At 62.9% G+C, this 20,889-nt stretch carries 24 protein-coding genes and 1 tRNA gene; 20 read left to right on the top strand and 5 right to left on the bottom strand.

Features of this window, described 5'->3' with window-relative positions:
• Nucleotides 1–18 precede the first annotated feature (18 nt).
• From C8C96_RS22605 to tatC, 7 genes are all read left to right on the top strand, one after another.
• Nucleotides 19–393 (top strand): phosphoribosyl-ATP diphosphatase, encoded by a 375-nt coding sequence (locus C8C96_RS22605; RefSeq protein WP_043566048.1) that lies wholly within the window; start codon nucleotides 19–21, stop codon nucleotides 391–393.
• Nucleotides 390–776 (top strand): hypothetical protein, encoded by a 387-nt coding sequence (locus C8C96_RS22600; RefSeq protein WP_121943706.1) that lies wholly within the window; start codon nucleotides 390–392, stop codon nucleotides 774–776. The genes C8C96_RS22605 and C8C96_RS22600 overlap by 4 nt, the downstream gene beginning before the upstream one ends.
• Nucleotides 769–1,806, top strand: coding sequence for a patatin-like phospholipase family protein (locus C8C96_RS22595; protein WP_121943705.1), 1,038 nt, complete (start codon nucleotides 769–771; stop codon nucleotides 1,804–1,806). The genes C8C96_RS22600 and C8C96_RS22595 overlap by 8 nt, the downstream gene beginning before the upstream one ends.
• Before the next feature lie 236 nt (nucleotides 1,807–2,042).
• Nucleotides 2,043–2,399, top strand: coding sequence for a histidine triad nucleotide-binding protein (locus C8C96_RS22590; protein ID WP_015012693.1), 357 nt, complete (start codon nucleotides 2,043–2,045; stop codon nucleotides 2,397–2,399).
• Between the two features lie 106 nt (nucleotides 2,400–2,505).
• Entirely contained in the window at nucleotides 2,506–2,748 is a 243-nt protein-coding gene (tatA, locus tag C8C96_RS22585) for a Sec-independent protein translocase subunit TatA (RefSeq protein WP_056060256.1), read from the top strand.
• A gap of 52 nt (nucleotides 2,749–2,800) precedes the next feature.
• Nucleotides 2,801–3,265 (top strand): Sec-independent protein translocase protein TatB, encoded by a 465-nt coding sequence (gene tatB, locus C8C96_RS22580; protein ID WP_056060260.1) that lies wholly within the window; start codon nucleotides 2,801–2,803, stop codon nucleotides 3,263–3,265.
• Nucleotides 3,266–3,324: 59 nt separating this feature from the next.
• Complete coding sequence (gene tatC / locus C8C96_RS22575) at nucleotides 3,325–4,119, top strand: twin-arginine translocase subunit TatC (RefSeq protein WP_056060263.1); 795 nt, start codon at nucleotides 3,325–3,327, stop codon at nucleotides 4,117–4,119.
• A 355-nt stretch (nucleotides 4,120–4,474) separates the two neighbouring features.
• On the opposite strand, the gene C8C96_RS22570 is transcribed toward tatC, so the two are convergent.
• Nucleotides 4,475–5,623 (bottom strand): trypsin-like peptidase domain-containing protein, encoded by a 1,149-nt coding sequence (locus C8C96_RS22570; RefSeq protein ID WP_056060267.1) that lies wholly within the window; start codon nucleotides 5,621–5,623, stop codon nucleotides 4,475–4,477.
• Nucleotides 5,624–5,763: 140 nt separating this feature from the next.
• Here C8C96_RS22570 and C8C96_RS22565 point away from each other — a divergent pair, with 140 nt between their 5' ends.
• Nucleotides 5,764–6,537 (top strand): Nif3-like dinuclear metal center hexameric protein, encoded by a 774-nt coding sequence (locus C8C96_RS22565; protein WP_121943704.1) that lies wholly within the window; start codon nucleotides 5,764–5,766, stop codon nucleotides 6,535–6,537.
• A 124-nt stretch (nucleotides 6,538–6,661) separates the two neighbouring features.
• Nucleotides 6,662–7,690: a 4-hydroxythreonine-4-phosphate dehydrogenase PdxA gene (pdxA, locus tag C8C96_RS22560; protein ID WP_121943703.1), complete on the top strand. Its 1,029-nt coding sequence runs from the start codon at nucleotides 6,662–6,664 to the stop codon at nucleotides 7,688–7,690.
• A gap of 183 nt (nucleotides 7,691–7,873) precedes the next feature.
• Here pdxA and mscL read toward each other — a convergent pair whose 3' ends face one another.
• Nucleotides 7,874–8,302, bottom strand: a complete 429-nt coding sequence (gene mscL / locus C8C96_RS22555; protein WP_121943702.1) for a large conductance mechanosensitive channel protein MscL — start codon at nucleotides 8,300–8,302, stop codon at nucleotides 7,874–7,876.
• 145 nt (nucleotides 8,303–8,447) lie between these two features.
• On the opposite strand from mscL, the gene petA reads away from it, so the two are divergent.
• The 6 genes from petA (at nucleotide 8,448) to C8C96_RS22525 (ending at nucleotide 12,683) form a co-directional block, all read left to right on the top strand.
• Nucleotides 8,448–9,047 carry a ubiquinol-cytochrome c reductase iron-sulfur subunit gene (gene petA, locus C8C96_RS22550; RefSeq protein WP_056060279.1) on the top strand — a complete coding sequence of 200 codons (600 nt, stop codon included), beginning with the start codon at nucleotides 8,448–8,450 and terminating at the stop codon, nucleotides 9,045–9,047.
• An 11-nt stretch (nucleotides 9,048–9,058) separates the two neighbouring features.
• Nucleotides 9,059–10,474: a cytochrome bc complex cytochrome b subunit gene (locus C8C96_RS22545; RefSeq protein ID WP_015012702.1), complete on the top strand. Its 1,416-nt coding sequence runs from the start codon at nucleotides 9,059–9,061 to the stop codon at nucleotides 10,472–10,474.
• 17 nt (nucleotides 10,475–10,491) lie between these two features.
• The gene (locus C8C96_RS22540) at nucleotides 10,492–11,253 is read left to right on the top strand and encodes a cytochrome c1 (protein WP_099731102.1); all 762 of its coding nucleotides are present in this window, start codon (nucleotides 10,492–10,494) and stop codon (nucleotides 11,251–11,253) included.
• Between the two features lie 101 nt (nucleotides 11,254–11,354).
• Nucleotides 11,355–11,966 (top strand): glutathione S-transferase N-terminal domain-containing protein, encoded by a 612-nt coding sequence (locus C8C96_RS22535; RefSeq protein ID WP_005794209.1) that lies wholly within the window; start codon nucleotides 11,355–11,357, stop codon nucleotides 11,964–11,966.
• Nucleotides 11,967–12,018: 52 nt separating this feature from the next.
• Nucleotides 12,019–12,558 carry a ClpXP protease specificity-enhancing factor gene (locus tag C8C96_RS22530; RefSeq protein ID WP_121943701.1) on the top strand — a complete coding sequence of 180 codons (540 nt, stop codon included), beginning with the start codon at nucleotides 12,019–12,021 and terminating at the stop codon, nucleotides 12,556–12,558.
• Nucleotides 12,559–12,607: 49 nt separating this feature from the next.
• Nucleotides 12,608–12,683, top strand: a tRNA-Thr gene (locus C8C96_RS22525).
• A gap of 43 nt (nucleotides 12,684–12,726) precedes the next feature.
• Here the strand turns inward: C8C96_RS22525 and C8C96_RS22520 are convergent.
• The gene (locus tag C8C96_RS22520) at nucleotides 12,727–13,026 is read right to left on the bottom strand and encodes a hypothetical protein (protein ID WP_056060290.1); all 300 of its coding nucleotides are present in this window, start codon (nucleotides 13,024–13,026) and stop codon (nucleotides 12,727–12,729) included.
• A gap of 32 nt (nucleotides 13,027–13,058) precedes the next feature.
• Between C8C96_RS22520 and C8C96_RS22515 the strand changes: the two genes are divergently transcribed.
• The 5 genes from C8C96_RS22515 to C8C96_RS22495 all read left to right on the top strand — a co-directional run bounded on the left by C8C96_RS22515 (nucleotide 13,059) and on the right by C8C96_RS22495 (nucleotide 19,645).
• Nucleotides 13,059–14,042 (top strand): M23 family metallopeptidase, encoded by a 984-nt coding sequence (locus C8C96_RS22515; protein WP_108498321.1) that lies wholly within the window; start codon nucleotides 13,059–13,061, stop codon nucleotides 14,040–14,042.
• Between the two features lie 137 nt (nucleotides 14,043–14,179).
• Complete coding sequence (gene secA / locus C8C96_RS22510) at nucleotides 14,180–16,936, top strand: preprotein translocase subunit SecA (RefSeq protein ID WP_121943700.1); 2,757 nt, start codon at nucleotides 14,180–14,182, stop codon at nucleotides 16,934–16,936.
• A 96-nt stretch (nucleotides 16,937–17,032) separates the two neighbouring features.
• The gene (argJ, locus tag C8C96_RS22505) at nucleotides 17,033–18,262 is read left to right on the top strand and encodes a bifunctional glutamate N-acetyltransferase/amino-acid acetyltransferase ArgJ (RefSeq protein WP_121943699.1); all 1,230 of its coding nucleotides are present in this window, start codon (nucleotides 17,033–17,035) and stop codon (nucleotides 18,260–18,262) included.
• A 62-nt stretch (nucleotides 18,263–18,324) separates the two neighbouring features.
• Entirely contained in the window at nucleotides 18,325–19,197 is an 873-nt protein-coding gene (locus C8C96_RS22500) for an ATP-binding protein (RefSeq protein WP_121943698.1), read from the top strand.
• The gene (locus C8C96_RS22495; protein ID WP_199737563.1) at nucleotides 19,175–19,645 is read left to right on the top strand and encodes an NUDIX domain-containing protein; all 471 of its coding nucleotides are present in this window, start codon (nucleotides 19,175–19,177) and stop codon (nucleotides 19,643–19,645) included. Before C8C96_RS22500 ends, C8C96_RS22495 begins: the two co-directional genes overlap by 23 nt.
• A 117-nt stretch (nucleotides 19,646–19,762) precedes the next feature.
• Here the strand turns inward: C8C96_RS22495 and C8C96_RS22490 are convergent, their stop codons facing one another.
• Together C8C96_RS22490 and zapD are read right to left on the bottom strand one after the other, a co-directional pair.
• On the bottom strand, nucleotides 19,763–19,981 hold the full coding sequence (locus tag C8C96_RS22490) for a DNA gyrase inhibitor YacG (RefSeq protein WP_121943697.1): 219 nt from the start codon (nucleotides 19,979–19,981) through the stop codon (nucleotides 19,763–19,765).
• 89 nt (nucleotides 19,982–20,070) lie between these two features.
• Nucleotides 20,071–20,826 carry a cell division protein ZapD gene (zapD, locus tag C8C96_RS22485; protein WP_056060302.1) on the bottom strand — a complete coding sequence of 252 codons (756 nt, stop codon included), beginning with the start codon at nucleotides 20,824–20,826 and terminating at the stop codon, nucleotides 20,071–20,073.
• Between the last annotated feature and the right edge of the window lie 63 nt (nucleotides 20,827–20,889).

Genomic DNA, 20,889 nt, shown 5'->3' with positions numbered 1-20,889 from the left:
GCAATGGACGACAAGAGCATGAGTTCCCACGATTCCCTGGCGCGTCTGGCCGCCGTCATCGAAAGCCGCAAGCCCGCCAACGGCGGCGACCCGGCCACCAGCTATGTGTCGCGCCTGCTGCACAAGGGGCCCGATGCCTTCCTGAAGAAGATCGGCGAAGAAGCCACCGAGGTGGTCATGGCCGCGAAGGATGTGGACCATGGCGCCGACAAGTCCAAGATCGTCTATGAAGTGGCCGACCTGTGGTTCCACACCATGGTGGCGCTTGCCCATTACGGGCTCACGCCTGCCGATGTGGTGGCCGAGCTGGAGCGCCGCGAAGGCACCAGCGGCATCGAGGAAAAGGCCCTGCGCAAGGTGGCGGAACGCGCTGCCGAAGAAGGCACACCGTGAGCGACATCATTGACGTGCAGACCAACGACCAGAAGGCCGAGGACCTCAAGGCCATCGGCTGGGTCAGCTATGTGCTGCACCTGATCGTGGCGCTGGGGGCGGTCATCCCGGGCGCACAGCCCGGCGCTGCGCTGCTGATCGTGGCGCTGGTGATCGACCTGGTGAAAAAAGGCGATGCCGAAGGCACCTGGCAGGCCAACCATTTCTCATGGCGCATCCGCACCGTGATCTGGGCCGGCGTGCTCTACGTCGTCACGGCGCCGCTGTGGCTGCTGTTCTTCCTGCCCGGATGGATCGCCTGGGGCCTGATCTCCATCTGGTTCCTGTACCGCATCGTGCGCGGCATGGTCGCCATGAACAAGAGCCGGGCCGTGGATGCATGAAGCAGTCCGTCCCCGCCCGCGTCTGAACCTGGCGCTGCAGGGCGGCGGCTCGCACGGCGCGCTCACCTGGGGCGTGCTGGATGCGCTGCTGGAGGACGGCCAGTGGCAGTTCGACGGTGTCAGTGGCACCAGCGCAGGCGCCATGAACGCGGTGGCCCTGGCGCACGGGTTTGCGCAGGCCGCGCAGCAGCACAAGGACCCCGAGGACGCACATCTTGCTGGCTGCGCCCTGGCCCGCGAGTCGCTCACCCGCCTGTGGGAAGGGGTGGGCGCGCTGGGCAGCCTGACCTGGGGAACGCCGTTGTCTGCCGCCAATCCGCTGGTGGGCATGATGTCGCAGTGGTTCTCGCCCTACCAGACCAATCCGCTGGGGATCAACCCCCTGCGCAAGCTGCTGGAGCGCGAGGTGGATTTCAGCCTGCTGTGCTCCGCCCGCACCGGCGTCGTCGGCCCCAAGGTGTTTGTGTGTGCCACCAACGTGCGCACCGGCCGGGGAGAGATTTTTTTTGGGCCCCGGCTCAGCGCGGATGCGGTGATGGCGTCGGCCTGCCTGCCCATGCTGTTCAAGGCGGTCGAGATCGAGGGTGAGGCGTACTGGGACGGCGGCTATTCCGGCAACCCCGCGCTGCACCCGCTGATCTACCAGACCGATACCTCGGACATCCTGCTGGTGCAGATCAACCCCGTGGAGCATCTGGACGTGCCCAGCAGCGCCTCCGAGATCATGGAGCGCATGAACGAAGTCACCTTCAACGCCAGCCTGCTGGCCGAGCTGCGCGCCATCGAGTTTGTGCGCCGGCTGCTCGCCGAGGGCAAGCTCGACGCCCGCCGCTACAAGAGCGTGCGCATGCACCGCATCGATGGTGGCTCGGTGCTGGCGCCCTTCGGGGCCGACAGCAAGCTGCGTGCGGACCTGGCCTTTGTGCGCAAGCTGTTTGCGCTGGGCCGCACAGCGGGGCAGGAGTGGCTGCACGCGCACCGCAAGGACGTGGGCGTGCGCCCCAGCATCAAGATCGCTGACAATGCCTAGGGATGTCCTGCATAACTCCCTGCGGTCTGTGACGGCGCGGTCTCGGGCGGTCCGCTGCGTTGCTTTTTTGGCCAATAGCACAGCTGTTGGCTGCAAAAAGACGCCTTGTGGCCCATCCCGATCCGCACTACCACCGACTCGCGAGGGTTATGCAGGACATCCCTCGCTTGCGCGCGAGGCACCCTCAGGGTTGATCCGCGCCTGTACCCCTGATTCCCTTTGCTCCGATCCCTCCCATGCACGATCCGAACTGCCTTTTCTGCAAAATCATCGCGGGCCAGATCCCCTCCAAGAAGGTTTATGAGGACGAAGAAATCTTCGCTTTCCACGACATTCACCCGTGGGCGCCAGTGCATTTTTTGATGGTGCCCAAGCTGCATATCCCTTCCATGGCACAGGTCACCCCGGAGCATGCTGGGGTGTTGGGGCGCATGATGGCGCTAGCGCCAAAGCTGGCACTGGAGCAGGGCTGCAACCCGTACCCGGATGGTGGCTTTCGCGTCGTGGTAAACACGGGGCTTGAAGGTGGGCAGGAAATCCACCACCTGCATATCCATGTCATGGGCGGCCCCCGTCCGTGGCTCAAAGGCTGAACCAGGCTGACGATCGTGCCATGTTGAGAGGTGTCGGCTTGCCCCGGCACTGAACTCCTGTCACGCCCCCCGTCTAAAATGATTGCAATTCGTTAGGAGATATTTCATGGGCTCTTTTTCCATCTGGCACTGGCTGATCGTGCTGTTGATCGTTGTGATGGTGTTCGGTACCAAGAAGCTCAAGAACATGGGCTCGGACCTGGGCGGCGCCGTCAAGGGCTTCAAGGACGGCATGAAGGACGGCTCGTCTGATGCACCAGCTGCTGCCACGCCCCCCGCTGGCCAGGTGGCCAACAGCCAGGCCGCTGACAAGACCACCATCGATGTCGAAGCCAAGCAAAAGAGCTGAGCTGGTGCTGCTGACCCGCTGCCTTGGCCTGCATTGCGCTGGCGCCTGATCCATGATTGATATTGGCCTGTCCAAAATGGCGCTGATTGGCGCCGTGGCGTTGATCGTCATCGGCCCCGAGAAGCTGCCCCGTGTGGCCCGTACCGTTGGCACCTTGCTCGGCAAGGCGCAGCGTTACGTGTCCGATGTGAAAGCGGAGGTCAACCGGTCCATGGAGCTCGATGAGCTCAAGAAGATGAAGGACACGGTGGAGAACGCCGCGCGCGACGTGCACAACACCATCCAGACCAGCGCCAGCGAGTTCGAGAAAGACTGGACCGATGCCATCGATTCCAGCAACAACGCCGACCTGCGGGAGCAGGCGGCCGTGGTGCCTGCCTACAAGCACCCCGGCAAGAACTGGCGCCTCAAGCGTGGTGCGGTGCCCCAGTGGTACAAGGCCCGCAGTGGTGTGCGCACCAAGGCACAGTCTGGCGCAGCCCGCGTAGCACGTTACCGCCCCCAAAAATTCCACTGACGCAGCCTGCGGCGCCCCGTGCGCTGCATGGGCGGCCCTGACGCCCACGAAAACCCACCATGTCCGAAACCCCCACCAAAGAAGACGAACTGGCCGGCACTGAGCAGCCGTTCGTACAGCACCTCATGGAGCTGCGCGACCGGCTGGTCAAGGCCATGATCGCCATCGCCATTGCGGCAGCGATCCTGTTCTTCTTTCCGGGTCCCGGCGCGTTGTATGACTTTCTGGCCGCCCCTCTGGTAGCCCACCTGCCCAAGGGGGCCACGCTGATCGCCACTTCGGTGATTTCGCCGTTCATGGTGCCGCTCAAGATCTTGCTGATGTCGGCGTTCCTGCTCGCGCTGCCTTTTGTGCTGTGGCAGATCTGGGCTTTTGTGGCGCCCGGCCTGTATTCGCACGAGAAAAAGCTGGTGCTGCCGCTGGTGGTGTCCAGCACGCTGTTGTTCTTCATCGGGGTGGCGTTTTGCTACTACCTGGTGTTTGGCCAGGTGTTCGCGTTCATTCAGAGCTTTGCCCCCAAGAGCATCACGGCCGCGCCTGACATCGAGGCCTACCTGAGTTTTGTGCTGTCCATGTTCCTGGCGTTCGGCATGGCGTTTGAAGTGCCGATTGCCGTGGTGGTGCTGGCCCGCATGGGCATCGTGAGCGTGCAAAAGCTGCGCGAGTTTCGCGGCTATTTCATCGTGCTGGCCTTTGTGGTGGCCGCCGTCGTGACACCGCCCGATGTGGTGTCGCAGCTGTCGCTGGCCGTGCCCATGTGCCTGCTGTACGAGGTGGGCATCTGGGCCGCGCAGATCTTCATCAAGCACACCCAGGCGCCCGAAGAGCCCGGGGAATCCGCTTCCGCATCCTGACCTGCCAGCCCCGCAGGCTGGCGGGGTTGCCTGGGGGGTGATGCGCAGATCGCGTCCGTGAGACTCTGCCTGGGCGACGAGAGGGAAAAAACAATAAAAATAGCTGCAAGCGCTAGTGAGATATGCGCTGGCAGCTATGTTTTTTATAGTGCTGTGAGGGCTGCAGCCCTTCAGAGGAAGGGACACTCCTCACCCACATCTGGCCCCTTCCGGTTGGCCTGTTCTTCACCCCGGCTTGGCCCTGCAGAGGGGCCCCAAAGCCGACGACCTTCGCCTGCTTCGCCCCCAATCGGCAGTGGTGATGGCTTGTACCCGCCCGGCGATCACCGCGCAGAGCCGGGCTCGCTGAAGGGGCTCAGCGCCTCACATTGCGCTGTGGCCGGGGGCGCACGCCTGGGTTGATGCTCAGCTCCACACGCTTATCGGCCCGTTGCACGTCAAACGCCGCAGCCTGGCCCGGCTTGAGTGCCGCCACGGCGGTCAGCAGCTGCGACACATTGCCCACGCTCTTGCCGTCCACGCTCACGATCACATCCCCCGGGCGCATGCCAGCCTGGGCGGCGGGGCCGTCCTGCAGCACGCCGGTGATGATCACGCCCTCGGTGGCCTTTTTGACGCCAAAGGTTTCTGCCAGTTCGGGCGACAGCTCGTTGGGCTCCACGCCAATCCAGCCGCGTGTGACCTGGCCGTCCTTCACGATGCCATCGAGCACCATGCGGGCTGTGGACACCGGAATGGCAAACCCGATGCCCATGCTGCCGCCTGAGCGCGAGTAGATCGCGGTGTTGATGCCCATGAGGTTGCCGTTCACATCGACCAGCGCACCGCCCGAATTGCCGGGGTTGATGGCTGCGTCGGTCTGGATGAAGTTTTCAAACGTGTTGATGCCCAGCTGGCTGCGGCCCAGCGCGCTCACGATGCCGCTGGTCACGGTCTGCCCCACGCCGAAGGGGTTGCCGATGGCCAGCACCTGGTCGCCCACATCCAGGGCGTCGGAGTTGCCCAGCACGATCACGGGCAGCTTGTCCAGTTCGATCTTGAGGATGGCCAGGTCGGTGTCGGGGTCGGTGCCGATCACGCGCGCACGGGCGCGGCGGCTGTCGGTGAGGGTCACCTCGATCTCGTCAGCACCTTCCACCACATGGTTGTTGGTGAGGATGTAGCCCTCGGGGCTCACGATCACGCCGCTGCCCAGGCCGGCCTGCGCCTGGCTGCCTTGGTCACCAAAGAAAAACTGGAACCAGGGGTCGTTGCTGCGCGGGTGGCGCACTTCCTTGCTGGTGTTGATGCTGACCACGGCCGGCGCCGCCTTGCGCGCCGCACCGCTGAAGCTGCCCGCCGCGGGCTGCGAAGGCGGCGTTGCAGGGGCCTCCAGCAGCGCAATACCCGCCCCGGAGCGCGTGGTGCCCCGGCCCAGCCAGTCAGGCTGGAGCGTGGCGACAACAAAGTAGGCCGCAACGAGGACCGTCACGGACTGGGAAAACAACAGCCAGAGTCGCTTCATGAAAGGTGCTTGCCGGTGGTAGTACAGGGTGTGGGCGATGGAGGTGGACGCTGCAGGTTCGCCGTGGCGGCCTGGGCGCTCCCTCTCACACAGGATTGTCTCCGAATGTGGGGGCGCGAACGGCGCGCCACAATAGCGGCATGAGCATTCACCGCAGTCAACTTTTGCAGGCGTTTGACAGCCTGCTGCAACCCGAGCGCTTCAAGGACTACGGCCCCAACGGCCTGCAAGTCGAGGGCAAGGCCGAGATCCGGCGAGTGGTCAGTGGCGTCACTGCCAGCCGTGCACTGATCGAAGCCGCCATTGCGGCGCAGGCCGATGCTATTTTTGTGCACCACGGCCTGTTCTGGCGCGGGCAGGATGGCCGCATCACGGGCTGGATGAAGCAGCGGCTGCAGCTGCTGCTGGCGCACGACATCAACCTGTTTGCGTACCACCTGCCTCTCGATGCCCATGCCGAACTGGGCAACAACGCACAGCTGGGCCGGGTGCTGGGTTTTGCCGCCGATGCGCGGTTTGGCGAGCAGGACCTGGGCTTTGCGGCGCCAGCGGCGTTCGACAATGTCCAAGCCGTGGCCGACCATGTAGCCCAGGCGCTCGGCCGCCCCGTGACCCTGGTGTCGCCAGGTGGCGTGGGCGGTGGTGCCGCTGCACGGGGCCCCGTGCGCCGCGTGGCGTGGTGCACGGGCGGCGCGCAAGGGTATTTCGAGTCGGCCATCGCTGCAGGGGCGGATGTTTTCATCACTGGCGAAATCTCCGAGCCCCAGGCGCACCTGGCGCGCGAGACGGGGGTGGGCTTTATTGCCGCCGGGCACCATGCCACGGAGCGCTATGGTGCCCCCGCCGTGGCGGCGCATGTGGCAGACCAGTGCGGGCTGAGTCACCAGTTCATCGAGATCGACAACCCCGCCTAGCCCATGGCAAGACGCCGCACGGCAAGCAATCACATCGTGCGGATATCCGGTCCGTTTTGCTCATTTATTCATAGCTGATAGCGCATGAACAACTAGCGCTACAAGCACTTTTGGCTCCAAACCCATGCAACCCATCGCCATCACCCAGGGAGATCCCGCCGGCATCGGCCCCGAGATCGTGGCCAAGGCCTTTCGCGATGCGCCCGATGCGCTGCGCCACTGCTTTGTCGTCGGTGACCTGGCCACTGTGCGACGCGCTGCGGACGCCATCACGCGCCCCGGTGAGCCCGGTGTGCCCGTCGCGCAGATCGGGTCACCGGGCGAAGCAGCGGACGCTCCGCCCCGCTGCATCCCCGTGCTCCAACTGCCCGGGATCCCGGGGCCCCAGCCTTGGGGCGAGATCAGCGCCGCCGCCGGCCGTGCCGCGGCGGACAGCGTGGTCTGGGCGGCGCGTGCCGCATTGCGTGGGGAGGTGGCAGCGCTGGTGACAGCCCCTTTGCACAAGGAGGCCTTGTCGGCTGCAGGGGTGGACTTCCCGGGGCATACGGAGCTCTTGCAGGCAGAGGCTGCTGCGCACCAGGGGGTGCCGCTGGCGCGGATGCCCGTGCGCATGATGCTGGCCAATGACGAGCTGCGCACCGTGCTCGTCAGCATCCATGTGTCGCTGCGCGACGCGATTGCAGCGGTGACGCAGGACAACGTGCTGCAGACGCTGCAAATCACCCACGCCGCCTTGCAGCGCAGCCTGGGCCGTGTGCCCCGCGTGGGTGTGGCAGGGTTGAACCCCCATGCAGGCGAGGGCGGATTGTTTGGCCGCGAAGAGCTGGAGGTGATCGCCCCGACCATCGCGGCGGCGCGCGCGCAGGGGCTCGACGTGCACGGCCCGTTTGCGCCTGACACGGTGTTCATGCGCGCGCGCAGCACCCCGCAGCGCGCGGGCGAGTTCGATGTGGTCGTTGCCATGTACCACGACCAGGGCCTGATCCCGGTGAAATACCTGGGGGTGGAAAAGGGCGTGAACGTGACCCTGGGCCTGCCCCTGGTGCGAACCAGCCCCGACCATGGCACGGCGTTTGATATTGCGGGGCAGGGCGTTGCAGATGCCTCAAGCCTGATCGAGGCGGTGCGCATGGCGCGGTCGCTGTGTGGATGACGTCAGCCGCTGAAGCCTTGGGGCCCAGCGCTGATCGAGATCAAATGAACCACTGAAAATTGCGCCAGCCTGGACGCGGGTGTGCGGGCGGCGTGACCCCAAAAAGCCAACGCCACCGGCGGCTGGTGGAGGCAGCGCAGCGGTGGCGTTTTATGCAGCCACTAAGGCCGCTGGCCCAAGGGTTTACTTCTTCAGGCTGTCGCGAATTTCGCGCAGCAACACAATGTCTTCGGGAGGGGCCGCTGGCGCGGCGGGGGCGGCAGGGGCTTCGCGCTTGAGGCGGTTGATCTGCTTGATCATCATGAAGATGATGAAAGCCAGGATCACAAAGTTGACCGCCACGGTCAGGAAGTTGCCATAGGCAAACACTGGCACACCGGCTTTTTTGAGGGCGTCGAGCGTGGTGCCCGTGCCTGGAGGCACGTTGCCCAGCACGATGAACAGGTTGGAGAAATCGAGCTTGCCAAAGACCAGCCCCACCACCGGCATGATCAGGTCTGCTACCACCGAATCCACGATCTTGCCAAAGGCGCCGCCAATGATGACGCCCACCGCGAGGTCAATCACATTGCCCTTGACCGCGAACTCCCTGAACTCTTGCATCATCCCCATGTTGTTGCTCCTTGTAAAACGGTGATGGGGGAGTATTGCCCGGTTCGCACCCCTGTCAAGCCAGCAAACCACTTGGAAATAACCATTTTCACTCCGCTACAATTCGCGGTTGACCCCAATCTAGCGATGTTCATCGAGGATCCCCATGAGTGACACTCCAATCGACTCCAGCAAGCGGACGTGGATCATCACGTCAGCATGTGCTGGTGCGGTGGGCGGCGTGGCAACCGCCGTTCCTTTCGTGAGTACTTTCCAGCCCTCAGAGCGTGCCAAAGCCGCTGGTGCTGCTGTCGAGGTGGATATCTCCGCCCTCAAACCTGGAGAAAAGGTCACTGTGGAGTGGCGCGGCAAGCCCGTCTGGATCATCAAGCGCACCCCCGAGCAACTGGCAGAGCTGCCCAAGCTCGACGGCCAGCTCGCCGATCCCAAGTCGGAGCGCAAGCCCTCCGAACTCACGCCCGAGTACGCCCGCAACGAGGCGCGCTCCATCAAGCCGGAAATTTTTGTGGGTGTGGGCATTTGCTCGCACTTGGGTTGCTCGCCGTCGGACAAGTTCCAGACCGGTGCACAACCTTCGCTGCCCGATGACTGGAAGGGCGGCTTCCTGTGTCCTTGCCACGGCTCCACGTTCGACATGGCGGGCCGCGTCTTCAAGAACAAGCCAGCACCCGACAACCTTGAGGTGCCTCCGCACATGTACCTGTCCGATACGCGCCTGCTGATCGGTGAAGACAAGAAGGCTTGACGGAGAACGACATGGCCCACGAATTCAAAGAAATCTCGCCGAACGCCTCCGCAGGCGCCAAGGTCACCAACTGGTTCGAGAACCGGTTCCCGACGGCCTTTGACGCCTACAAGGTGCACATGTCGGAGTACTACGCTCCGAAGAACTTCAACTTCTGGTACATCTTCGGCTCGCTGGCGCTGGTCGTGCTGGTGATCCAGATCGTGACCGGCATCTTCCTGGTCATGCACTACAAGCCGGACGCCAACCTCGCGTTCGCGTCGGTCGAGTACATCATGCGCGATGTGCCCTGGGGCTGGCTGATCCGCTACATGCACTCCACGGGCGCTTCGGCGTTCTTTGTGGTGGTGTACCTGCATATGTTCCGTGGCCTCATCTACGGCAGCTACCGCAAGCCGCGCGAGCTGGTCTGGATCTTCGGTTGCGCGATCTTCCTGTGCCTGATGGCCGAAGCCTTCATGGGTTATCTGCTGCCCTGGGGACAGATGTCCTACTGGGGCGCCCAGGTGATCGTGAACCTGTTCGCAGCCATCCCCTTCATTGGTCCTGATCTGGCTCTGCTGATCCGTGGCGACTATGTGGTGGGCGATGCGACGCTGAATCGCTTCTTCAGCTTCCACGTGATTGCCGTGCCCCTGGTGCTGCTGGGCCTTGTGGTGGCGCACTTGCTGGCGCTGCACGACGTGGGCTCCAACAACCCCGACGGTGTGGAAATCAAGGGCCCCAAGGCTCCCAAGGATGCCAACGGCAAGCCGCTCGACGGCGTGCCCTTCCATCCCTACTACACGGTGCACGACATCTTCGCGCTGAGCATGTTCCTGATGGCATTCACGGCCGTGGTGTTCTTTGCTCCCGAGTTCGGTGGCTACTTCCTCGAATACAACAACTTCATCCCTGCCGATCCGCTCAAGACCCCTGCACACATTGCCCCGGTCTGGTACTTCACGCCGTTCTATTCGATGCTGCGTGCCATCACCACCGAGATGATGTATGTGCTCGTTCTGTGCGTGGTCGCTGGCGCCGGTTTTGGCGTGCTCAAGGCCAAGCTGCCCAGCTTTGTGAAGGCGGGTATCGCTGGTGCGGCCGTGGTGGTCATCGCCATGATGCTGTCCATCGATGCCAAGTTCTGGGGTGTGGTGGTCATGGGTGGTGCTGTGATCATCCTGTTCTTCCTGCCCTGGCTGGATCACAGCCCTGTCAAGTCGATCCGCTACCGTCCTGACTGGCACAAGTATTTGTACGGCGTGTTCGTGATCATCTTCCTGATCTTGGGCTACCTGGGTGTTCAGCCACCATCCCCGATCGGCGAGCGTGTGTCGCAAGTGGGAACGCTGTTTTATTTCGGCTTCTTCCTGCTGATGCCCTGGTGGAGCCGCATCGGTGAAACCAAGCCCGTGCCTGACCGCGTGACCTTTGTGGCGCACTGAGCCTGGAGATAACAACAATGAAGAAAATCATCCTCACGTTGATCGCCGCTGTGGGTCTGGTCGCTGGTGCTGCCCATGCGGCGGGTGGCGACACCATTGCCTGGGACAAGGCGCCCAACAAGACCAACGACCTGGCCTCGCTGCAAAACGGTGCCAAGGTGTTCGTGAACTACTGCCTGAGCTGCCACTCGGCAGCCTACATGCGGTTCAATCGCCTGCGCGACATCGGCCTGACCGAGCAGCAGATCAAGGACAACCTGCTGTTCACTACCGACAAGGTGGGTGAAACCATGAAGGCGTCGATCGACCCCAAGCAGGCCAAGGAATGGTTTGGTGCCAACCCGCCCGACCTCACCGTGATCGCACGTTCGCGTGCAGGCCACGGCGGCACGGGGGCTGACTATCTGTACACCTTCCTGCGCACCTTCTATCGCGACGACACCAAGGCCACTGGCTGGAACAACCTGGCTTTCCCCAGCGTCGGTATGCCCCATGTTCTGTGGCAGTTGCAGGGCGAACGTCGTCCCGTGTTTGAAGAACACGAGAGCCACGGCCACAAGACCCATGTGTTCAAGGGCTGGGAGCAGATCACGCCAGGCACGATGACGCCTTTGCAATTCGATCAGAATATTGGCGATCTGGTGAACTATCTGCAGTGGATGGGCGAGCCCGCGCAGAACACCCGTTGGCGCGTGGGCGTCTGGGTGCTGATGTTCCTGGGCGTGTTCACGATCATTGCTTGGCGCTTGAACGCTGCGTTCTGGAAGGACGTCAAGTAAACGCCAGATCCATCGCTAGCACCCTGCGGGGTGCCGTCGGATTTATTGCAGAGTGGGCGCTTTTGGCGTCCCACTCTTTTGATTTTTAGGAGCCTCCCACCATGATGGTGCTTTACTCGGGTACGACCTGTCCCTTCTCCCACCGCTGCCGTTTTGTTCTGTTTGAAAAAGGCATGGACTTTGAAATCCGCGATGTGGACCTGTACAACAAGCCCGAAGACATCAGCGTGATGAACCCGTACGGCCAGGTGCCGATCCTGGTCGAGCGCGACCTGATCCTGTACGAGTCGAACATCATCAATGAGTACATCGATGAGCGTTTTCCTCACCCGCAACTGATGCCTGGTGACCCGGTGGACCGCGCCCGCGTGCGCCTGTTCCTGCTCAACTTCGAGAAGGAATTGTTCGTGCATGTGAACACGCTCGAATCGCGTGCGACCAAGGGCAATGAGAAAGCGTTGGAAAAGGCGCGCGCCCACATCCGTGACCGCCTGACGCAGCTGGCCCCGGTGTTCCTCAAGAATAAGTACATGCTGGGCGACAACTTCTCGATGCTGGACGTGGCCATCGCGCCGCTGCTGTGGCGCCTCGATTACTACGGCATTGATCTGTCCAAGAATGCGGCCCCGCTGCTCAAGTACGCTGAGCGCATCTTCTCGCGCCCGGCTTACATTGAAGCGCTGACGCCGTCCGAAAAGGTCATGCGCAAGTAAGCCGCGGCCTGCAGACTTCCCTCTTTCCATCGCAGCTGTAGTACCGCCATCCATGACCGCACAGGAATCGACCTCCACGCGCCCCTATCTCATTCGCGCCCTGTACGAATGGTGTACCGACAACGGGCTCACGCCTTACGTGGCGGTGCGTGTGGACGACTCCGTGCAGGTGCCGCGCGAGTATGTGAAGGATGGCGAGATCGTTCTGAACATCAGTTTTGATGCGACCAGCGCGCTGCAACTGGGCAATGAATTCATTGAGTTCAAGGCGCGTTTTGGTGGCAAGCCTCGCGAAATTCTGGTGCCGGTCGGGCGTGTGATCGCTATCTATGCCCGTGAGAACGGTCAAGGTATGGCGTTCCCGCCACCGGTGGATCTGTTGACTTCTGCGGAGGGGGCTCCCTCTGCACTGTCTGCTGCTGCGTCCCCCGCGCCGGTGCAAACGGAAGAGGCGACGGCTGCCGTGCCTGCCGAAGACCGTGTCGTGCAGCTGGTGGGTGTGGAAGATGGCCACAAGGATGATGGGGGCGACACTCCTCGGCCGCCGCCTGCTCAAGGTGGAGCACGCCCCTCGCTGAAGCGCATCAAATAGCTGCAGTTTCAAATTTCGGGCGGTTTTTACAGGATAAAATACTGCCTTCGCCGGTTTAGCTCAGTTGGTAGAGCACCCGCCTTGTAAGCGGTAGGTCGTCAGTTCGATTCCGACAACCGGCACCATTTCTCTTGCTTTTTGCATTCCCTGGCACTGACGCCCTGGCCGTCAGGTTTGAACTTTCAGGCGAATCGCGTTAACCTCCCACCCCCGACTGCGCAGATGCGCCTGCAAAGCAGGCAGCAGTTGGCGTATTTTTGCCGCCGCAGCATTGCTCTTGACCAGCAGGCACCAGCTGTCCCCGTCAATGGGGCCTGCCTGAACCGCTGGGCGCAACGCGGCGGGAATCAGCAATTCAATGGCCTTGAGCCGATCACTGGAGTCGCGTGTCAGCGCTGTTAGCTTTGCCAGCGTGGGGGATTCCTCACTGGCTTGCTGCAGGGTGACGGCGTAGTGGCGGCGATTCATGGTGTGGCGTCTTCGGGCGTGGAGTATTGGCAGTGCATTTGATTATCACGGACGCCAGACTGGCGCGCAGCCGGGCCATTCATTTGTCTGGCACGCGCTTGGTCCTGGCGGGGCTTGCTGTGTCGCTGTGCCTGATGGTGGTGGCTGCAGGGCTCTACCACTGGGTTTTTCTGAAAGGGGCGCGTGAAGGGTGGCCTATCGTGGGCTCGCTGGTGCGCCTTGTGGTCAAGGATGAGTTTGCCGAGCGTGACCGATTCATGCGCGCCAATCTCGATGCCATGGCCCGGCGTGTGGGTGAAATGCAAGCGCGCATGGTGCAGCTGGAGTCCCTGGGGGACCGTGTGCTGGGCCTTGCGGGCATGGCACCTGCTGACATTCAGAAAGCGGATGCCCGCGGCGGCGCCCTCGTGAGCGCGCGCAACCTGTCCATGGAAGAGCTGCAAACCACCCTGGATGATCTGGAGCGCCTGACCAACCAGCGTGTGGATCTGATGACGGTGCTGGAGTCCCGTCTGTTTGACCAGCACATCCGCAAGAAGATGATTCCGACCCATGCGCCCGTCACGGGGCGTGTCGCAGGGTCGGGTTTTGGCTGGCGGGTCGATCCCATTACGGGGCAGTCGGCCTTGCACACCGGGCTGGATTTCCAGGCCGACACCGGCACACCCATCCTGGCAGCCGCCGGAGGCGTGGTTGTTACCCAGGAGTACCACCCCGCCTACGGCAACATGATCGAGGTAGACCATGGCAACCAGCTGGTGACGCGCTATGCCCATGCCTCGCGCGTCTTGATCAAGCAGGGCGACATCGTGCGCCGCGGGCAAAAGATTGCGGAGATCGGTACCACCGGCCGCTCGACGGGGCCGCATCTGCACTTTGAGGTGCTGGTGCAGGGGGTTTTCCAGGACCCACAGAAGTTCCTGAATGCGGGCGGTACGGCCACTGGCGCACAGGTAGCCGCCATTCAGCCCTCCACGTTGGCAGGGCAGCCGGCCGCGCCGGCACCGGGCAGGTAAAATCGCGGGTCCGGCGTTCTCTGCCCGCAGTTGCAATGCTTGCAATATCGGTCGCAGGACCCACCTGAACTCAATTCATCTTAGGGATTTCGGTCGCTTGGCGCGCTGATTGCAGCGGGGCAGGCGGTCCTGTTCGCATGGCCACCAACTTCCTCACCAAAATATTCGGCAGCCGCAATGACCGGCTCCTCAAGCAGTACCGCAAGACGGTGACCCGCATCAATGCGATGGAGCCCGATTACGAGAAGCTGTCGGACGAGCAGCTCCGGGCCAAGACGCAGGAGTTCAAGGACCGCGCGGCCAAGGGCGAGTCGCTGGACAGCATCCTCCCCGAAGCCTTTGCCGTGGTGCGCGAGGGCTCCAAGCGCATCATGAAGATGCGCCACTTTGATGTGCAGCTGCTCGGCGGCATGGCGCTGCATTTCGGCAAGATCGCCGAAATGCGCACTGGCGAGGGCAAGACCCTGACGGCCACGCTGCCGGTGTACCTCAATGCCCTTTCTGGCAAGGGCGTGCACGTGGTGACGGTGAACGACTACCTCGCCAACCGCGATGCGCAGTGGATGGGGCGCCTGTACAACTTCCTGGGCCTCACGGTGGGTATCAACCTGCCCAACATGCCCCGTGAAGAAAAGCAGGCTGCGTACCGTGCCGACATCACCTACGGCACCAACAACGAATACGGCTTTGACTACCTGCGCGACAACATGGTCTATGAAGCGCAGGACCGCGTGCAGCAGGGCCTGAACTTTGCCATCGTGGACGAGGTGGACTCGATCCTGATCGACGAAGCCCGCACGCCGCTCATCATCAGTGGCCAGGCCGAAGACCACACGGCGATGTACATCGCCATGAACAAGGTGGTGCCCTTGCTGGTGCGTCAGGAAGGCGAGGCGGACCCCCGCACAGGCGAGGGTGTGACCAAGCCCGGCGACTTCACGCTGGACGAAAAAACCCACCAGGTGTTTCTGACCGAGCAAGGCCACGAAACTGCCGAACGCATTCTGGCGTCCCACGGCCTGATCGCCGAAGGCGCCTCGGTGTACGACCCGGCCAACATCACGCTGATGCACCACCTGTATGCAGCGCTGCGGGCCAATCACTTGTACCACCGCGATCAGCACTACGTGGTGCAAAACGGCGAGATCGTGATCGTGGACGAGTTCACCGGCCGCCTGATGTCGGGCCGCCGCTGGAGTGAAGGTTTGCACCAGGCCGTGGAAGCCAAGGAAGGCGTGAACATCCAGGCCGAGAACCAGACACTGGCCTCCATCACGTTCCAGAACTATTTCCGCCTGTACAACAAGCTCGCCGGCATGACGGGTACGGCCGATACCGAAGCCTACGAGTTCCAGGAAATCTATGGCCTGGAAACCACGGTCATCCCACCCAACCGGCCCAGCAAGCGCGACGACCAGCTGGACCGCGTCTACAAGACCACGCGCGAGAAGTACGAAGCCGCTATCAAGGACATTCGCGAATGCCATGAGCGCGGCCAGCCCGTGTTGGTGGGCACGACGTCGATCGAGAACTCCGAAATCATCGACCAGCTGCTGAACAAGGAAGGCCTGCCCCACCAGGTGCTCAATGCCAAGCAGCACGCCCGCGAGGCCGACATCGTGGCCCAGGCCGGTCGCGAGGGCATGATCACCATCGCTACCAACATGGCCGGCCGTGGTACCGACATCGTGCTGGGCGGCAATATCGAGAAGGATGTGGCGGCCATCGAAGCCGACGAATCCCTGTCCGACTCCGACCGTGCCGCCAAGGTGGCCGCGCTGCGTGAGCAGTGGAAGGTGGACCACGAGAAGGTCAAGGCGCTGGGCGGCCTGCGCATCATCGCCACCGAGCGCCATGAGTCGCGCCGCATCGACAACCAGCTGCGTGGCCGCTCCGGCCGCCAGGGCGACCCAGGTTCGTCGCGGTTCTATCTGAGCCTGGACGATTCGCTCATGCGCATCTTCGCGGGCGACCGCGTGAAGGCGATCATGGACCGCCTGAAGATGCCCGATGGCGAAGCCATTGAAGCGGGCATCGTGACGCGCAGCATCGAATCGGCCCAGCGCAAGGTGGAGGCCCGCAACTTCGACATCCGCAAGCAGTTGCTGGAGTACGACGACGTGGCCAACGATCAGCGCAAGGTGATCTACCAGCAGCGCAACGACATCCTGGACGCGTCTGACCTGTCGGATGTGATTGCGGCCATGCGCGAAGACTGCATGACCGATCTGGTGCGCCAGTACGTGCCTGCCGAATCGGTGGAAGAGCAGTGGGATCTGGCCGCGCTGGAAAAGGCGCTCGCAGAAGAATGGCAGGTGCCAATCGCGCTGCAGCAGGAAGTGCAGGGCGCCAATGCGATCACCGACGACGAAATCCTGGACAAGGTCTTGCAGGCCGCGCACGCTGCCTTCAATGCCAAGGTCGAGCAGGTGGGCCGCGAAAACTTCACGCAGTTTGAGCGTGTGGTGCTGCTGCAGAACTTTGACTCCAACTGGCGCGATCACCTGAGTGCACTTGACTACCTGCGCCAGGGCATCCACCTGCGCGGCTATGCGCAAAAGCAGCCCAAGCAGGAGTACAAGCGCGAGGCTTTCGAACTGTTCCGCCAGCTCATCGACCAGGTCAAGAACGAGGTCACCAAGATCCTCATGACCGTGCAGGTGCAGTCGCAGGCGCAGCTCGATCAGGCCGCGCAAGACATGGAACAGCGCGCCGAGAGCATTGCCAACGTGACCTATACCGCACCCACCGAAACCGGCGAGGTGGAAACCACGGTGGATGCACAGACCGTGGCCCAGCAAGCGCTGCCCGAAGGTATGCGTGTGGGCCGCAACGACCCTTGCCCCTGTGGCAGCGGCAAGAAATACAAGCAGTGCCACGGCAAGCTGGCTTGATTTCCTGATCCAGACAACACGGGCTTCGGCCCGTGTTTTCATTGGCGCGCCACGGTTTTCCGGATAATCGGCCGCAGTTTTTTGAGAAAGACCTTCATGCCCGTCAATCTAGTCGCCCCCGTTGCTGCCGATCTGCACCCCATCGCCGGTGTGCGCATCGGTGTTGCCGAAGCTGGTGTCCGCAAGGCCCACCGCAAGGACCTCACCGTGTTCCTGCTGGACGAGGGCGCCAGCGTGGCTGGCGTGTTCACGCAGAACCGCTTTTGCGCAGCGCCGGTGCAGATCAGCCGCGAGCATTTGAGCAGCGGCCAGCCCGTTCGCGCCATGGTCATCAACACGGGCAACGCCAATGCGGGTACGGGGGCTGACGGCCTGGCGCGTGCGCGTGCCACCTGCATTGCCCTGGCGCGCCAGCTGAGCGTGGCGCCCGAGCAGATCCTGCCGTTCTCGACCGGCGTGATCATGGAGCCGCTGCCCAACGACCGCATCGAAGCGGGACTGCCCGCCGCCATCGCCGATGCGCAGCCCGGCCACTGGGCCCGTGCCGCCGAGGGCATCATGACCACCGACACACTGCCCAAGGCGTTCTCTGCGCAGGTGCAGATCGGTGGCGCCACGGTGTCCATCACGGGCATCAGCAAGGGCGCGGGCATGATCCGCCCCAACATGGCCACCATGCTGGGCTTCCTGGCCACGGACGCCTGCGTGGCGCCCGCCGTCATGCAGCAACTGGCGCGTGATCTGGCTGACGGCTCTTTCAATCGCGTCACCATTGACGGTGACACATCGACCAACGATTCCTTCGTGGTTGTTGCCACCAACAAGGCAGCGCATGCGCCCGTGACCTCGCTCGACAGCGCGGACGGCCAAGCCCTCAAGGCTGCGATGCTCTCGGTGTCACAAAAGCTGGCGCAGGCGATCGTGCGGGACGGCGAGGGGGCGACCAAGTTCATCACAGTGCGGGTCGAAGGCGGCAAGACTGGCGACGAGTGCCGCAAGGTGGCCTACGCCATTGCTCATTCGCCGTTGGTCAAGACGGCCTTTTTTGCCAGCGACCCCAACCTGGGCCGCATCCTGGCGGCCGTGGGCTACGCCGGCATTGACGACCTGGACCAGACCGGCATCGACCTGTACCTGGACGATGTGCATGTGGCGCTGCAAGGGGGGCGCAACCCCGCCTATCGCGAAGAAGACGGCCAGCGGGTGATGAAGCAGAGCGAGATCACCGTGAGGGTGCTACTCGGGCGCGGTACCGCAGCGGACACGGTGTGGACTTGCGACTTCAGCCACGAGTACGTGACCATCAACGCCGACTACCGCTCGTGAGTTGGGTGTTGCTATCTTTGTGATAGCTGTTGAGGCATATTCCACTAGCGCATTTCGCCATAATGAACGAAAAATTTGAACGCTTGGTCGAGCGTGCCGAGCAGCTCATCGCCCGCATCGAGTCGGTGCTGCCCCAGCCGCTGGGAGCACCCGACTGGTCCGCCTCCATTGCCTGGCGCTACCGCAAGCGCAGCAGTGGGCATGGCACGCTGGAACCCGTGCGCCACGTGGGGGCGATGCGGCTGGCAGACCTCAAGGAAATCGATCCGCAAAAAGAAAAGATTGAGCGCAATACGCAGCAGTTTGTGCAGGGCAAGCCCGCCAACAACGTGCTGCTGACGGGCGCGCGTGGTACCGGCAAGTCGTCGCTGATCAAGGCCTGCTTGAACGCTTACGCAGCCGAAGGCCTGCGCCTGATTGAAGTGGACAAGGCCGACCTGACCGACCTGCCGGACATCGTGGACGTAGTGTCTGACCGGCCCGAGAAATTCATCGTCTTCTGTGATGACCTGAGTTTTGAGGACGGCGAGCCAGGCTACAAGGCGCTCAAGTCGATCCTGGACGGCTCGGTGGCGGCCGCCACGCCGAACGTGCTGATCTATGCCACCAGCAACCGGCGCCACCTGCTGCCGGAATACATCGCCGACAACCTCACGTACACCCACACCGAAGACGGCGAGGTGCACCCGGGCGAGGTGGTGGAGGAGAAGATTTCGCTGTCGGAGCGTTTTGGCCTGTGGGTCAGCTTCTACCCGTTCAGCCAGCAGGAGTACCTGACCATCGTGGCGCAGTGGTTGTCATCGTTCGGTTTGCCCGCACAGGCCATTGAGGAGGCGCGGCCTGAGGCCCTGGTCTGGGCGCTGGAGCGTGGCTCGCGCAGTGGCCGTGTGGCGTACCAGTTTGCGCGTGACTATGCGGGGCGACATGGCGGCTGAACATCTCGCTCCAGACGGTGTCCCTGCCACTGCCGAACGCAAACACACCGAAGTGGCCGTGGGCATCCTGCTGCGCGCAGACGGCGCGATGCTGCTGTCCACCCGCCCGCCGGGCAAGCCCTATGCGGGGTACTGGGAGTTTCCGGGTGGCAAGCTGGAGGCGGGCGAGACCGTGGAGCAGGCACTGCGCCGCGAACTGATCGAGGAGCTGGGAGTGACCATCGGCCCGGCCAGCGTCTGGAAAGTGACCGAACACGATTACCCCCACGCACTGGTGCGGCTGCACTGGTGCAAGGTCTGGGAATGGACTGGCGAATTCGAGATGCGTGAAGGCCAGGCCATGGCCTGGCAGCAAATGCCGATCACGGTGTCCCCGGTGCTGCCCGGTGCCTATCCGGTGTTGCAATGGCTGGCTGAGGAGCGGGGTCTGCAGTCTGCGGTGGAGTGAGACTCCCGCCCGTGTGGGACTGATTTGCTATTGAATTAGTAGCTCCTCAGGCATGCAGCACTAGCGCTACCGCTGGTTTTTGGCGAAATCGCTCTTGGATGGCGCCTATGACCTTGGTCAATGCTGCTGGCGCGGGTCGCCATGGGGGGCGTCGTCTGGCGGCGCTTCGGTGGGCATGCGAAAGCTTTCGCTGGCCCATGCGCCAAGGTCCATCTGCTTGCAGCGCTCGCTGCAAAACGGACGGTACACATTCGCGGCGCTGTACACGCTATCTCCGCCACAGCTGGGGCAGGTGACGATGCGCGCCTGCGAGGAAGGGGCTGGTGAGTGGGGCATCCTGGGGTGATCCTCTTGCTCAAGTCGGCCCGCCCGATCTTTAGCGGGCTTTGGCGCGATTCAGTCTCTGGGCTAGGGCTGGCTAAGGCCTACGCGCACAGGGTCAGTTCAAACGCCGCATCTTCGTTGCAGGCGTGCAGGCGTCCATCGCCTTCCAGCCGCATGAGCCGCACCGAGACAATCAGACGGTTGCCACTGATTTCCGGGATCAGGTTCAGCGCTGGGTCGATGCGAAGCCGCAGCAGCTGGAAGGTGCGGCCCTGGGGCAGGTTCTGCTGAAACTGTCCGCGTTCTGCAGCGACCTTTTGGGGCACGCCTGAATCGCGCAGCAGCTTGAGCAGCACATAGATCGACTCAGCGAGGGGCGCCAGCGTGGAGGCCCATTCCTCCAGGGCCTGCTGACGCACCGCCGGGGGGTGGTGTTGCCACGCGTAATAGGCTGGCAGGTCAAAGCCACAGGTCCCACCCGGAATGCCGATGCGGCTACGAATGCTCATCAGCCAGTCGTTTTCCGTCAGTGCATGGCCCGACTTGCCGCTTTGGGTGTTGAGTGCCACGAAGCACCGGTCCAACTGGCTGATCACCGCGTCCAGTGCTGCTTCAGAAATGGAGGGGTTGCCTCGGTACGTGTCGAGCTGGTGCTTGTGCTTTTCGATGTCCTTGAGCACATCCGACTTCAGATCGGCCCGGGCGGCCACATCCATGATCTCGAAAATCGTCACCAAGGCGAAATGGTGGTCCAGCGCGTGAGGCCGGGGGATCAATTCCCCCAAGCGGCGGAACAGTTGCTCCAGCCGCAGATAGGTTCTGAGACGCTCGTTAAAGGGGTATTCGTAAAGGATCACGCTGGCGGGTTCCTGGAGGCTCAGGGAGTATTCTGACGCCGGTGGCGCACGGCATGGGGTGAA

The organism is Acidovorax sp. 100 (assembly GCF_003688355.1).
Classification (GTDB): Bacteria; Pseudomonadota; Gammaproteobacteria; order Burkholderiales; family Burkholderiaceae_C; genus Acidovorax; species Acidovorax delafieldii.
This window is presented reverse-complemented; position numbering and strand designations above follow the sequence as displayed.

Bases quoted from the DNA above. Each gene is read 5' to 3' on its own strand.
- C8C96_RS22605 (WP_043566048.1), top strand. From the start codon at position 19: ATGAGTTCCCACGATTCCCTGGCGCGTCTGGCCGCCGTCATCGAAAGC.
- C8C96_RS22595 (WP_121943705.1), top strand. From the start codon at position 769: ATGCATGAAGCAGTCCGTCCCCGCCCGCGTCTGAACCTGGCGCTGCAG.
- C8C96_RS22590 (WP_015012693.1), top strand. From the start codon at position 2,043: ATGCACGATCCGAACTGCCTTTTCTGCAAAATCATCGCGGGCCAGATC.
- tatA (WP_056060256.1), top strand. From the start codon at position 2,506: ATGGGCTCTTTTTCCATCTGGCACTGGCTGATCGTGCTGTTGATCGTT.
- tatB (WP_056060260.1), top strand. From the start codon at position 2,801: ATGATTGATATTGGCCTGTCCAAAATGGCGCTGATTGGCGCCGTGGCG.
- tatC (WP_056060263.1), top strand. From the start codon at position 3,325: ATGTCCGAAACCCCCACCAAAGAAGACGAACTGGCCGGCACTGAGCAG.
- C8C96_RS22570 (WP_056060267.1), bottom strand. From the start codon at position 5,623: ATGAAGCGACTCTGGCTGTTGTTTTCCCAGTCCGTGACGGTCCTCGTT.
- C8C96_RS22565 (WP_121943704.1), top strand. From the start codon at position 5,764: ATGAGCATTCACCGCAGTCAACTTTTGCAGGCGTTTGACAGCCTGCTG.
- pdxA (WP_121943703.1), top strand. From the start codon at position 6,662: ATGCAACCCATCGCCATCACCCAGGGAGATCCCGCCGGCATCGGCCCC.
- mscL (WP_121943702.1), bottom strand. From the start codon at position 8,302: ATGGGGATGATGCAAGAGTTCAGGGAGTTCGCGGTCAAGGGCAATGTG.
- petA (WP_056060279.1), top strand. From the start codon at position 8,448: ATGAGTGACACTCCAATCGACTCCAGCAAGCGGACGTGGATCATCACG.
- C8C96_RS22545 (WP_015012702.1), top strand. From the start codon at position 9,059: ATGGCCCACGAATTCAAAGAAATCTCGCCGAACGCCTCCGCAGGCGCC.
- C8C96_RS22540 (WP_099731102.1), top strand. From the start codon at position 10,492: ATGAAGAAAATCATCCTCACGTTGATCGCCGCTGTGGGTCTGGTCGCT.
- C8C96_RS22535 (WP_005794209.1), top strand. From the start codon at position 11,355: ATGATGGTGCTTTACTCGGGTACGACCTGTCCCTTCTCCCACCGCTGC.
- C8C96_RS22530 (WP_121943701.1), top strand. From the start codon at position 12,019: ATGACCGCACAGGAATCGACCTCCACGCGCCCCTATCTCATTCGCGCC.
- C8C96_RS22520 (WP_056060290.1), bottom strand. From the start codon at position 13,026: ATGAATCGCCGCCACTACGCCGTCACCCTGCAGCAAGCCAGTGAGGAA.
- secA (WP_121943700.1), top strand. From the start codon at position 14,180: ATGGCCACCAACTTCCTCACCAAAATATTCGGCAGCCGCAATGACCGG.
- argJ (WP_121943699.1), top strand. From the start codon at position 17,033: ATGCCCGTCAATCTAGTCGCCCCCGTTGCTGCCGATCTGCACCCCATC.
- C8C96_RS22500 (WP_121943698.1), top strand. From the start codon at position 18,325: ATGAACGAAAAATTTGAACGCTTGGTCGAGCGTGCCGAGCAGCTCATC.
- C8C96_RS22495 (WP_199737563.1), top strand. From the start codon at position 19,175: ATGCGGGGCGACATGGCGGCTGAACATCTCGCTCCAGACGGTGTCCCT.
- C8C96_RS22490 (WP_121943697.1), bottom strand. From the start codon at position 19,981: ATGCCCCACTCACCAGCCCCTTCCTCGCAGGCGCGCATCGTCACCTGC.